This window comes from Peribacillus sp. P4_B1 (assembly GCF_056402395.1).
Window position 1 is genome coordinate 1 of the sequence record NZ_JBFUHM010000015.1, and the last position, 12,043, is coordinate 12,043.

At 34.3% G+C, this 12,043-nt stretch carries 18 protein-coding genes; 16 read left to right on the top strand and 2 right to left on the bottom strand.

Annotated features, from left to right (window positions below):
- Positions 1 to 230, top strand: a 230-nt coding sequence (locus AC1DVK_RS10660) for an IS3 family transposase (RefSeq protein ID WP_477626446.1), incomplete at its 5' end; no start/stop codon positions are given.
- 42 nt (positions 231 to 272) lie between these two features.
- Here AC1DVK_RS10660 and AC1DVK_RS10665 read toward each other — a convergent pair.
- Complete coding sequence (locus AC1DVK_RS10665) at positions 273 to 737, bottom strand: hypothetical protein (protein ID WP_477626447.1); 465 nt, start codon at positions 735 to 737, stop codon at positions 273 to 275.
- 146 nt (positions 738 to 883) lie between these two features.
- On the opposite strand from AC1DVK_RS10665, the gene AC1DVK_RS10670 reads away from it, so the two are divergent.
- The 8 genes from AC1DVK_RS10670 (at position 884) to AC1DVK_RS10705 (ending at position 5,236) form a co-directional block, all read left to right on the top strand.
- A complete protein-coding gene (locus tag AC1DVK_RS10670; RefSeq protein WP_477626448.1) occupies positions 884 to 1,288 on the top strand; it encodes a hypothetical protein in 405 nt (134 codons plus the stop codon).
- A 404-nt stretch (positions 1,289 to 1,692) separates the two neighbouring features.
- Positions 1,693 to 1,917, top strand: coding sequence for a hypothetical protein (locus tag AC1DVK_RS10675; RefSeq protein ID WP_477626449.1), 225 nt, complete (start codon positions 1,693 to 1,695; stop codon positions 1,915 to 1,917).
- 231 nt (positions 1,918 to 2,148) lie between these two features.
- On the top strand, positions 2,149 to 2,424 hold the full coding sequence (locus AC1DVK_RS10680) for a SunI/YnzG family protein (protein ID WP_477626450.1): 276 nt from the start codon (positions 2,149 to 2,151) through the stop codon (positions 2,422 to 2,424).
- Between the two features lie 205 nt (positions 2,425 to 2,629).
- Complete coding sequence (locus AC1DVK_RS10685) at positions 2,630 to 2,785, top strand: hypothetical protein (RefSeq protein WP_167556002.1); 156 nt, start codon at positions 2,630 to 2,632, stop codon at positions 2,783 to 2,785.
- A gap of 178 nt (positions 2,786 to 2,963) precedes the next feature.
- A complete protein-coding gene (locus tag AC1DVK_RS10690; RefSeq protein ID WP_477626451.1) occupies positions 2,964 to 3,131 on the top strand; it encodes a hypothetical protein in 168 nt (55 codons plus the stop codon).
- 101 nt (positions 3,132 to 3,232) lie between these two features.
- A complete protein-coding gene (locus AC1DVK_RS10695) occupies positions 3,233 to 3,787 on the top strand; it encodes a hypothetical protein (RefSeq protein ID WP_477626452.1) in 555 nt (184 codons plus the stop codon).
- Between the two features lie 176 nt (positions 3,788 to 3,963).
- Positions 3,964 to 4,344, top strand: a complete 381-nt coding sequence (locus AC1DVK_RS10700; protein WP_477626453.1) for a hypothetical protein — start codon at positions 3,964 to 3,966, stop codon at positions 4,342 to 4,344.
- Between the two features lie 220 nt (positions 4,345 to 4,564).
- Positions 4,565 to 5,236: an LbetaH domain-containing protein gene (locus AC1DVK_RS10705; RefSeq protein ID WP_289319564.1), complete on the top strand. Its 672-nt coding sequence runs from the start codon at positions 4,565 to 4,567 to the stop codon at positions 5,234 to 5,236.
- A gap of 288 nt (positions 5,237 to 5,524) precedes the next feature.
- Here the strand turns inward: AC1DVK_RS10705 and AC1DVK_RS10710 are convergent, their stop codons facing one another.
- On the bottom strand, positions 5,525 to 6,760 hold the full coding sequence (locus AC1DVK_RS10710; protein ID WP_477626454.1) for an NAD(P)/FAD-dependent oxidoreductase: 1,236 nt from the start codon (positions 6,758 to 6,760) through the stop codon (positions 5,525 to 5,527).
- Positions 6,761 to 7,191: 431 nt separating this feature from the next.
- Between AC1DVK_RS10710 and AC1DVK_RS10715 the strand changes: the two genes are divergently transcribed.
- The 7 genes from AC1DVK_RS10715 (at position 7,192) to AC1DVK_RS10745 (ending at position 11,993) form a co-directional block, all read left to right on the top strand.
- Complete coding sequence (locus tag AC1DVK_RS10715) at positions 7,192 to 7,380, top strand: hypothetical protein (RefSeq protein WP_477626455.1); 189 nt, start codon at positions 7,192 to 7,194, stop codon at positions 7,378 to 7,380.
- A gap of 249 nt (positions 7,381 to 7,629) precedes the next feature.
- The gene (locus tag AC1DVK_RS10720) at positions 7,630 to 7,839 is read left to right on the top strand and encodes a hypothetical protein (protein WP_061465106.1); all 210 of its coding nucleotides are present in this window, start codon (positions 7,630 to 7,632) and stop codon (positions 7,837 to 7,839) included.
- A 532-nt stretch (positions 7,840 to 8,371) separates the two neighbouring features.
- Positions 8,372 to 8,872, top strand: coding sequence for a DinB family protein (locus tag AC1DVK_RS10725; protein WP_061465102.1), 501 nt, complete (start codon positions 8,372 to 8,374; stop codon positions 8,870 to 8,872).
- A gap of 495 nt (positions 8,873 to 9,367) precedes the next feature.
- A complete protein-coding gene (gene map / locus AC1DVK_RS10730; RefSeq protein WP_061465100.1) occupies positions 9,368 to 10,108 on the top strand; it encodes a type I methionyl aminopeptidase in 741 nt (246 codons plus the stop codon).
- Positions 10,109 to 10,361: 253 nt separating this feature from the next.
- Complete coding sequence (locus AC1DVK_RS10735) at positions 10,362 to 10,715, top strand: DoxX family protein (RefSeq protein WP_477626456.1); 354 nt, start codon at positions 10,362 to 10,364, stop codon at positions 10,713 to 10,715.
- Between the two features lie 25 nt (positions 10,716 to 10,740).
- Positions 10,741 to 11,502, top strand: coding sequence for a pirin family protein (locus AC1DVK_RS10740; protein ID WP_477626457.1), 762 nt, complete (start codon positions 10,741 to 10,743; stop codon positions 11,500 to 11,502).
- Positions 11,503 to 11,546: 44 nt separating this feature from the next.
- Positions 11,547 to 11,993: a MarR family winged helix-turn-helix transcriptional regulator gene (locus AC1DVK_RS10745; RefSeq protein ID WP_477626458.1), complete on the top strand. Its 447-nt coding sequence runs from the start codon at positions 11,547 to 11,549 to the stop codon at positions 11,991 to 11,993.
- Positions 11,994 to 12,043 lie beyond the last annotated feature (50 nt).

The window sequence follows — 12,043 nt, forward strand, 5'->3', positions numbered from 1 at the left end:
GCCGTTCACTTAGTATGAAAGGTTGTCCATATGATAACGCCGTCGCGGAAGCGACCTTTAAAATCATTAAGACTGAGTTCGCCAATCAAAAAAAGTTTACGAACTTATCCCAGCTAACGCTCGAATTTGGAGACTATGTGAACTGGTTTAATAAGCTAAGAATTCATGGAACTCTTGGCTACTTAAGTCCTCTAGAATATAAAAAATTATCCCTTAAAAAAGTTGTTTGATTTAGTGTTGACAATCCAAGAAAAAAATGACCTCTTAAGAGGTCAATTTTTTTTAACCTCTTCATGTTCGTACTTTATTAACTTCATTTTATTTATACCTTTAGGAACGTTGGTTGCATTTAACACCGATGGTTCAACAGCAAGATATAGTGTGTCTTTACCAACAATGGTTCCATTAGCATAAGAAGGAAGCACTGTAACTTTTAATAAATAACCAAATTGGTTTTTAATATCTTCATCTAGATTCCTTGTTGAACGTATAAAGACATAATCTTTGTTTTCTGGCAATCCATAACCTTCAATGTTCTCATCCTTATAATAACTTTGAACATGGCTTAGTATCTCATTGTGGTAAATATCAAGCATAAAGTATCCAAATGTTTGATTATTTACTTTAGCTGATGGTGGAAATTCTATTGATTGAGTATTATTTGCGCTTRTAATAGCTGAAAATAAAGTTATACACAACAAAATTGATAAAAGTGAAATTATAATTGTTTTTTTCACGTTTACACCTCCATTTTGTATTATCTGTAAAAAAGGTACTATTTTATACAAATGAAAAAATAGGTAATTTTTTCTATTTCAAAGGATTTAGGGGACTAAATAACGAATTTTAAATTTAGCACACTAATACTAAGGGGGAAAATTAAATGAAAAAGTTAGCAAGTTTTATTATTATGGGGATTTTCACACTCATGTTAATTCCTAACCAAGCAAGCGCAGCATACATAGGATCTGATACTTTATCAATCAAACCTTTGCTTTGGGATCCTTCTAAAACTTTTTATACTCCTAGTGGAGCTGTTACAGCATGTGTAAGTGGAGTTGATAACTCTGCTAATACTTATGGAATAGATGCTTACGAGGATGATGGTTTTGGTCTACCTTCAAAAAAGTTAGGTGCTGTAAGTGTGAATAGTAATCCTAATAGATGTGTAACTTTTGCAAATGAGGCGGTAGCTGATGGAGATAATAATAAAGCAGAAGTACATGTTCGAATTGGAAATGTTCGATATTCTGATAGTTCAGTGACTGTGAAAATTTATGTTAATTAAGGGGTCCAGACAACATTTTAACCCTTTTATACGTTAAGATATTTTATTCCATTTGTATGATACATAATTGACCTAATCTATATATTAAGTATCATTTGAAAATTATGAAGTGCTACTGAAAAAACTAAACTGCCAAAAAACCTTAGCGTGCCAAGCGAGAAGAGATGCCGTTTCAGAATTAGTTTCTTATGTTTTAGTGTTTGTTTGGATGCCATTTCTATATAAACTCAGTAACAAGGAGAGAGCCGATGTGGTAGTATTTCTTGAACAAACGGTTAAAATATCAGGGGTTGCTGCGGCAGCCTTTTTCTTACGGAACTAACGGGGCAGTTTAGTTGAAGAAGACCCGTTTGCTTTATGGTATAGTTTATTAAATTCAGTTAGTAGTTTATGGGGGAAATTTAGTGTCAAATAAGTTGAAATATGTAATGGGATTGTTTTTTGAAAAAAAGATACCTAATAAAAAGAATAATTTATTATTAATTCTCAATTTTGTAGACTTTATTATACTCACGGTTGATTATTACACAGATATAGAATTAACTTGGTTATTTATAGTTGTGACACTAGCAATACTTGTACTTGCTTTTTCTATACATATTGATGAACGAACGTTAAAGAGACAGTAAAGGTTATAAATAATTTCTGTATTTGTTCTAAAAAAAGGTTCTTTACTTCAATCAGGAGCTGATCAGCACCTCTTTTATGGAACTAAAGGGGCAGTTTAGTTCTATAAGCGTAGTGTATTCGTACAAATCACTAAACTCACTATTAAAAACCAAAAATATACTTTTATGATATTTTTTATAACAATTTGAACTTTATGTTAAAATAAGGATATACATAAAGGGGGTATTTACATGTTGGGAATAAATATTGATAAAATAAATGAGAATATAATTATTAAATGGCAACTATCTACAGTAACAATACCTATATCCGAAATTGTCTCTATAACTAGAGATGGAACATATGCTGGTGAAGAAAAAAGTGCAATTAGAATAGGTACTCCTTATGCTACTACTGATAGAATCGTAATTAAGACTACAAAAGAAGAGTATATATTGTTTACCACAAATGTCACTTCAATAGAGAACAAACTAACATCGTATTTAAAAGAAAGAACATCCAACTAACGCTGCATTTTTGCAGCCTTTTTTATTTCACAGGTTGTGTCAACTCTACAAGCCTTATAGAACTAACGGGTGCTTTACTTCATTACCAGGAGCTGATCAGCAGCTCCTTTTCTTATGCAACTATAGGGGCAGGTTAGTTGAAGAACGAATATGGCTACATGGTAGAATTAACCTAAATATTTTCATTAAGGAGTCTAACTTCTATATGAAATTAGATGATAAAAAGAAAAAGATTCAAATGGAGTATAGGGAGAAATTACAGCAAAAAAAACAGAATAAAAAATTCACACTTGAAGCAATCGTAGTTGCTATTATCATTTTTCTATTCATTGTTTTAAATACAATTTTTAAAACCTTTTAACTGTTTTTTATGTCACAGCTTGTGTTAACTCTACAAAAGGTCTAATTCAACAAACAGTGCTTTACTTCATTATCAGGAGCCGATCAGTAGCTCTTTTTCTTATAGTGAAGAAAAACAAAACTTTTGTTATTCAATTTTCGTATATGAATATACCAAGAATAAATTAGGAGTTGTTTTTATGTTTGACATTGTCTTGATATTGTTTATAGCTTCTGCTGGGGTAGTTATTGCTATTACCGGCTTCTTCGTTATATTAGGTCGAAGGATTTTAGAACCTATGAAAAAACTTCAACAAAAAATCGATAAACTAGAAGAAGAGGTTCAAATATTGAAAAATCACAAATGATAAACTAGCTTTATTGAACTAACGGGGCAGATTAGTTCAACAAGGGTAATTCATAATTTGTATAGAATATGTAGAGTGTAGGTTCATTTGAAGGGAATGAGGTGGCTATCATAAAGAAAATTCTTAGTTTATTGTTTTTGTCTGTATTGTTTATTGGTGTAGTTGCTTGTAACAAAGATGTGGTCAAAGAAAACGGTGAAGAAAAAGAAGGAAAACCCGTTAAAGAGGAAAATGTGGTCAAAATAGAAGAGGCAGAAAAGTTATTTAATAGTTATAGTACAGAACTATATACGATAAAAGATCCATCCAATCCCCCAACTTCTGATGAAATCGCAGAAAAAGCCAAAGGATATTTAACGGAAGAACAATATAATGCTGAAATCGCTAACCGTAAATTTCAAATACCAGAATTGGTATCCAAACAAATTAATAAAAGGATTGAAGTACAAGATGTGAAACTTGAAGAACAAAGCAAAAATGATGATGGCACAATCGATTACTTATATACCACGACATTTAAAGTTTATGACGAGAACTCATCTAAAATGTATGAGAAAAAAGGAGAACTAACCCTATCCACTACCAATAATGAATTAAAAATCGATCGTGAGTGGAGCAGAGGCGTAAAAATTGACGGTTTAGATGGTGGACTTTAAGAACTTATAGAACTAACAGGTGCGTTAGCTGGAGAGCAGAGCTGTCTTTAAGGCAGCTTTTTTTATGCAACTATTGGGGCTGGATAGTTCAACAAGGAATGAGTTACCAATATATAAGTTCTGATATTTTGAGATAATCAAAAGAAATCAAGACTTTGAAGGTAAGGGGGTAAAAGATGAAGAAATATATTTCATTAAACATAATTTCGTCTATTGTACTTTTGGCAGGAACCATACTTACGATATTTATAATATATAAGGATATTGATACTTCGCTTTCTTTTAAATTTATCATAGGATATTTAATTTATCTTCTTCTATATGGTGTGTTCTCCATCTTTTTAGTTATTGCGAATACAAGAAAGTTAAATTGGATTCAAATAAGAAAAAGGCTTTTTACGTTTATTACTTGGTTTATTTCTTTAAGTGCTTTGAACTACCTTCTTTCTTATTTTTTTAAACGTTCGGAAATGGAGGTTTGGGATTTAGGTATTCCTTTGGGTGTATCATTTGGATTGGCTTTTTTTGATTTAATGTCTTGGAAAAAGAAAGACTAAAGCATTGATATTTTTGCTAAAGAATTCTTTATTGAATAAGGGCTAATGCCTTTTTGTCTTTTACAAACGTGTGCGTTAGCTGAAAATCAGAGCTGTTTTTAAGGAAGCTTTTTCTTTATGCAATTAAAGGGATAATAACCTGATATTATTAGCCCATTCCTTACCCAATCTTCCTGCATAAACTAATTAAACGCCATTAGATTGTGAAGGAGGTGATAACTTGGGAGAAAAAGAAGGATCAAACGCCTCTAATAACCATTCTCACTGTTTTGAACCATTCATAAGCCCGAACCCTGTTACTTCATTTAATCCTGTTCAACGTTTTCCTGAAATTGATAAAACAGCTTTTGTAAGTCAGTTTTCCAGTGTCATAGGGGATGTTACAATTAGAAACAATGTTTTTGTAGCTCCTAATGTAAGCATACGTGCGGATGAAGGAACCCCTTTTTATATAGGTTCTAATACAAATATCCAGGACGGGGTGATTTTACATGGTTTATTAAATAAAAGGATCACATCTGGAAAAAAGAGGTATTCTATCTTCATTGGAAATGAAGTGACCATTGCTCATGGTGCCCTTATACATGGTCCATGTTATATAGCAGACGAAGTATTTGTTGGTTTTAATTCGATTGTTTATACTGCAATTGTAGGGAGAGGCTCATTTATTGCTTATAATGCAGTAGTAACAAATGGCGTTCGAATTCCACCTGGCAGGTTCGTACCACCTGGTGCTAATATTGATTCACAAGAAAAAGCGGATGCACTTTCGCCCGTACCAAAGGATGATAAGGAGTTTGCATATGAAGTTCAACGAGTCAATCAGGAATTCCCCGCATCTTATCATCTGTTATTTGGGAAAAACCGTTGCTCATGCGGATTTGCCTATTGATAATTTACACTTACTTTAAGTGCTATTTTAGACGTATATTATTTTTATTACTTTTTATTTGTTTTGTCGTTTTTTGTCCTCGAAAAAGACGTAAAGATGTGTCCGCCCAAAGTTTCGGTATTTTGTAAACAAAGCAAAATCTCAACAAAAAAGGCATTTCCTGGCGTTAGGAAATGCCCTTTTTTATTTCTCTAATTGTCCTAAAGCATCTGCTGAAAAAAGAATCAACTGTAGCTTTAAAGTAAAGATTGATCAAACGATCCTCTTGAATCCCGTAATTTCTAAAAATCATTGCCGGATCGACTGCATAATTCGTGCGAGTTCTTTTTCTAAAACAGCGGGCTCGTTTGCGTAATTGTAAATCCCTAAAAACTTTTCTATTGCCTCTGGATGGGAACTGATTAGTTTGTTGACAGCATCCTGTTGTTCAGATATTTGTTCATTCTTCGAAATTTGGCATCCCATGTGAAACCGAACCATAAACTCATCTTCTATTGCCTTTTGATATTCTTCAGACATTTGATTTGATTGATCGGATTGTCCCTTATATTTTGATAGAATAGTGGATAATATACGTGCTCCACATATAGCATCATGGATACCCTGCGCCATGCCAGGATCTTTAAAACAAACTGCATCTCCAACCAACGCCCATCCTTTTCCCATTCCTTCATACCAGTAATTGTCATATCCGAGGATGCCTTTGACCGGTTCTACTAGTTCGGCATTTTTCAAGCGCGCCCCAATTGTTGTATTCGGAAAGTTATCTGTTAAGAGATTCCGTAGACAGCTTTCCGGATTTAATTTCAACCGTTCTATCAATTCCTTATTTTCTAATGGGAAAATGCCGGTAATAACATATAAGTCATCATTCGTCGGAAAGAGAATGGCTGTGTTTTCTTTTCTTTTGTATACTTCAAATTTAGGGACATTATCGTGGCGAAATCCAGAGAAATACCCGAAATAAATGCCGACTGTTGCCGGAATGCTTATTTTGAGTTCACTGTTTACCAGCTTGCGAATAATAGAGGATCGGCCGTCTGCCCCGACTACAAGGCGAGCTGAAAATTCTTGTTTCTCGTTGTTACCGTCTAAACCTTTCACGCCTATTACTGTTTCGTCATCACGGATGACATCCGTCACACGGAACCCTTCTAAAACGGTTACATTCATTTGAGATTTGGCTTGTTCCAGTAGGATATGATCGAGATAAGTTCTTCTAATGCAATAACAACTGTCCTCTCCAGAAACCTCAGGGATGAGACCTTCTATCACGGTATCCTCAAATTGAAATTTAATATCCCGTACCGGTGGTGCTTTTGTTTCCAATAACTTGTCCAGTACACCTATTTCTCGAAGAAGAGCGACAGTATTATTGAAAAATGTATGGGTTGATAATGTGTCCCTTGGAAAAGTCGATCGGTCCACCAACAACACATGGAAACCTTGCTTAGCAAGGTAAATTGCCAAGGTAGAGCCGGCACATCTAGCACCGGTAATGATGACATCATACGTCTTATTCATCGTATCACTCCATTTTCAAGTACAATTATTAACTTGCTTATTCATTAGCAGAGTTCTGAAGTTAAAGTAATTGATAAGAATATACTACATACATAAAGTATGGAAGTTAAAATGAAATAAGTACAGAAAATTCCCAGTTGATATACAATTAAAAAGAATTTGTGGTGAAAATCGGAATGCTAATTCAGGTTAGTTTCTCGAATTTTAATGGAGGTTTACTGAAGATCAGAGCTGTCTTAAGGCAGCTTTTACTTTAAGGAGCTATCAGGGAAGACTTGTTGAACAATCTATATAGACACTAACTAAACATGTAATGGAAAAAGGAATTTTTGACGGTTATGTGAACAGGTAGGATTAGCAACTAGAAATAAAGAATACCTATTTATCAAAAAGGGGGCTTCTTTAATGGAGAAAGAAATACTGCCTGTAAAATGTTTGTGCTGCAAAAAAGAATTGACGCAATAGACTTGGTCATCATCAATGAATCACTTCAGCTGACGCATATTCAATGCCCTGATAAAGGAGAAGAAGCAATTATTGATGTAGGATATTTTAATGCTGTATCCCGAAAATACCTGACCTGTACTCCTGAAAAAACCCCTATAGGTAGGGGCATGTAAAGTCCATCGCTGTGCATTCTCGGCAAAAACCTTCTACAACTAAGGTATGTTAGCTTAAGATCTCTTTAAGGCAGCTTTTACTTTATGGAACTAAAGGGGAAGTTTAGTTTATTAAGATACCTTCCATCTGTTTAATTGAGTGCCAGCATGTTATAATGGTTAACTTAGGATAATTACTACTTTTACTTATAATTGAACGGATGCCAAGAAAAGCCTCCGCAAAGCGATAAAATATGGAGGTGTAAGAGAATGAATAAACAATGGACGATTGGTAAAATTAAAGAATTTGTTGAGAAAAATTCGGAAAGTAAGTTGCTATCGACGGAATATCACGGTTTTTCTCAAAAGTTACTATTTAAATGTACATGTGGTAGCAACTTTGAAAAAACATTTACGAAATTTAAAAATAATAAACAACGTAAATGTGACGTGTGCCAACCGCCTAAAGCGACACGATAACGTATAGCGAATAAACGAAGTGCCGATTTCTATTAAAAAGAAATTGGCACTATTTTTATTTTATAGGGGGAATAAAAGCGGTTTTCACTAAGGGCAGGTTTAAACAAATATTCCTTCATAAACTAACGGGTGCATTCGTTGAATATTGAGCGATCTTTAAGGTAACTTTTTCTTTATGCAACTGTCGGGGCAGGATAGTTGGATTGCCTGCCAAAGAATAGGAGCGGTTTGTATTTATGGCAATAACAAAGAAAAGATTCTTCATTAGTTATGTAGTGGGTTTCATACTCATGTATATTGCAAGCTCTGGTCTGCAATACTTCAGGGGGCAAACGATAAATTGGTTAGGGAATTTAGCATACGCATTCTGTTTCGTAGCATTTCATTCCCTTTTTAGTTGGTTATTTAGAGATTTTGATAAGAAAAAAGTCGATCACTAATACATAGTTTGTGTTAACAAGTAATAATATTTAAAGGAATAATTCATTCTGATAAAGAATATAAAAAAACGTGATGATAAGGAGGCGATTGTATGGCAAATCATGTAGAAAATCTATATAACTATCATGTATGGGCAAATCAACGGATTATTGATCATCTTAAGACACTTTCTCCTGAGAAATATCAAAAGGAAATGAAAAGTGTCTTTTCTTCTATTTCAAAGGTTTTATCTCATCTCTATTTGGTGGAATATGGATGGCTTAATACCCTCGAGGGTCAGAGTATGAATGAAGCAATGCAATCTTCATTTCAAATTCAAGAAAAGATTGAGAAACTGCCAATTGAAGACTTAGAAACGGAATTTCACACTTTAACATCTCGGTTTAAATCCTTTTTGAACAGACAGGAAGATATGGAACAGAGAATAATGTTGGATAATCCATGGGCAGGATTAAGAGAAACAAGTATATCTGAAATGGTCTTACATGTTGTGAATCATGGAACCTATCATAGAGGGAATATTTCAGCTATGTTACATCAGTTGGGTGATTCTTCAGTTATGACTGATTATGCTTTTTATTGGTATTCTTGAAATATTTTTCATTATAAATAGGCAAGAGAAGAGTAATTCATTTTTTCTTCAAAAAGGTGACGTTAGTTGAGGATCGAGAGATGTTTACACAGATCTTTCTTTGAGCTAACGAATAACTTTAATCAAACAATTGTTGCTCCAAAGTAATCTCACTCTTCTGCGATATTTAACATTTTCAGCAAGAATAAGTTAATTGCCTCCACAATACTGGCTAACGGGTGCGTTAGCTTAAGAGCGGAGCTGTTTTTAAGGCAGCTTTTCCTTATGCAACTATCGGGGCAGATTAGTTCTATAAGAAAAGTGGAAGGTAAATCCAATTAATAGTATAGTCATATGTACTAGATCCTTTTGTAGTCTATTCCTTGATCGAAGAATAATTCAGGTGAGGGGGATTGTACCAAATATTTTACATTGCTTTTATTTTTCGRGAAAATAAAGGTACAATTAATACTTATATAGCTTATTAATGAWAAAAGATAATGAGGTAGGATAAAAATGATTGCAAAAACAGAAGAAGATTTTAATGGTTTGAAGGAAATTGGCAAAATTATTGCCTCCATTAGAGATGAATTGGTACAAAGGACAATTCCTGGCATAACGACCAAAGARCTTGATGATATAGCCGGAGAACTTTTAGAAAAAGCAGGTGCAGTGTCAGCTCCAAAAGGTGTATATGATTTTCCWGGCTATACCTGCATTAGTCTTAATGAAGAAGTGGCACATGGTATTCCGGGTCATCGGGTYATTCATGAAGGGGATTTAGTAAATATAGATGTATCTGCTTCAAAGAACGGTTATTTTGCAGATACAGGAATCTCATTTGTGGTAGGRGAAGGAGAAGAAGTATTAACGAAAATATGCGAYGTTGCTAAAAAGGCATTTGAAGCAGGTCTTAAGAAAGCAAAACCCGGTTCYAAAAAAAGCAGAATCGGAAAAGCAGTATTCGAAACAGCGAGACARCATGGATTCACTGTTATCAAAAACCTTACAGGACATGGTGTTGGACGTAGAATACACGAAGCACCTGACCATATTTGCAATTATTATGATCCATGGGATAATGAAATATTAAAGGAAGGGATGGTTATCGCATTCGAACCATTTATCTCAACCTTTGAAGAAGAAGTGCTCCAAAAAGAAGACGGTTGGACMTATGCTACAGAAAAAAGCTATGTAGCTCAATTGGAACATACTATTATCCTTACTAAAGATGGTCCGATTATTGTCACACTTTAATTCAAGCGAGGATTCGATTGGTGTATCCCACATCAACCCACTTAAATAAAGGAGTTGCTTTGGCAGCTCTTTTTCTTATGAGCTAAAGGGGCAGGATAGTTGAAGAAGAAACAATTTGAATAGTAGTTAAAAAACAACCCAATAACCATAAATCGGGTTGTTTTTTTTGTTGACACAAGACTTATCCTAATGTTAGGATAAAAAAGTACTAAGTTTAGGATAAATAATATTAGGATAAAGGGAGAGGAAATAAATGACTGTTTTATCAATTATTCTTCAAAGTATATTAGGATTAGGATTCCTAATGTTTGGATTTATGAAGTTCGGTTCAAAGCAAATGGTGGATGAATTTGGGCGTTATGGGTATCCAGGAGGTTTTAGGATATTTACAGGTCTTGTTGAAGTTATTGGAGCAGTACTAGTTATCTCAGGTATTTGGAATGATAAGTTAGCTGCGTGGGGTGGTTTATTTATTGTTGGGACAATGCTTGGGGCAATTTTCACACACATCAAAATTAAAGATTCTGTAAGCAAAATGATGATGCCGATTGTTTTATTAATTCTTGGATTAATTATATTACTTATAAATTTTGGCTCATTGCTTTAATTATTAACATAAAGGAGGAATTAGAATGGATAGTAAAATTATTAAACCACAGGATCAGGCGTTTGGGCAGTTTGATGGCGGTAAAATAATAGAACAAAAACCCATTGGCTTTTCTGGAGAAGGATCACTAATAAATAGGCTAGGACCATTATTTTACTGGGCATGGGCAAAATCTGAGGGTGAAGGTGGTATTGGTTTTCATCCTCATCAAGGTTTTGAGATATTAAGCTACAACATTATGGGGAGAGGTCGTCACCAAGATACGCTTGGTACGATTAGCGAAGTAGGTGCTGGTGGTGTTCAGGTGATGCAAACCGGCTCAGGTGTGCAACATGCCGAATCTCTTCTTGAGCCGTCAGAAGGGTTTCAAATTTGGTTCGAGCCGCACTTAAGCCAAGCCATAAAGCGAACACCCACTTACTCAAAATACGTGCATGAAGATTTCCCAATCACTTCGGAAAACGGTGTAATGACTAAGACGATATTAGGTGAACATTCACCAATCAATCTCGTGACAGATGCCAAAATGTACGATGTTGAACTTGGAAATGGTGCAACCTATAATTATGCTCTTTCACCTAATCGGACACTAGCTGGTTTAGCTATTAGAGGTAATGGCGGTGTTATTGATGAATTGGAGGTTTCATTTGATAATAAGGATTTCATCATTATTCAATCAGAGAAAGTTGAAAGCTTTACCATTCAGCCTAAAGGTGAAGAACTTCGGATGCTGCTAATAGAAATTCCAACTGAAGTTGATTATCCTTTATACAGAAAACCAAGATAACCTAAATTGAATTTTAAAAATTATTGTAATAGGAGGTTCGGTGAATGTATCAAGGAGATGAACAAAGTCAGTTGGATTTGAGGTTGTTACGTGTTTGGCTGAAAGCTTCCCAAGCTGTTTCTGAAAACGTACTGAAAGATATTGAAAGTCATAATATTAGTAGGGAAAATTTTATGATTCTTGAATTGCTTTACAATAAAGGTCCGCATCCTGTCCAAAAGATCAGTGAGACGTTCTCTATTCCAAGTGGAAGTATCACCTATGTCGTAGATAAGTTAGAAAAGAAAAGGTTTGTAGAAAGACAACCAAACCCTAATGATAGAAGGGCTTCTAATGTCGTCATAACGGAAGAAGGAAAAGCACTTTTTGACAAGATTTTCCCAAAACACGTTGCAACAATCTCAGAAAATGTTTCATTCATTACTAACGAAGAGAAAGAACAATTAATTTATTTATTAAAGAAAATAGGAATAGGGGCACAAAGTTTATAAGACCCATTACTAACTAAAGGTTCTCTTGAGGATCTTTAATTTTAATGAAA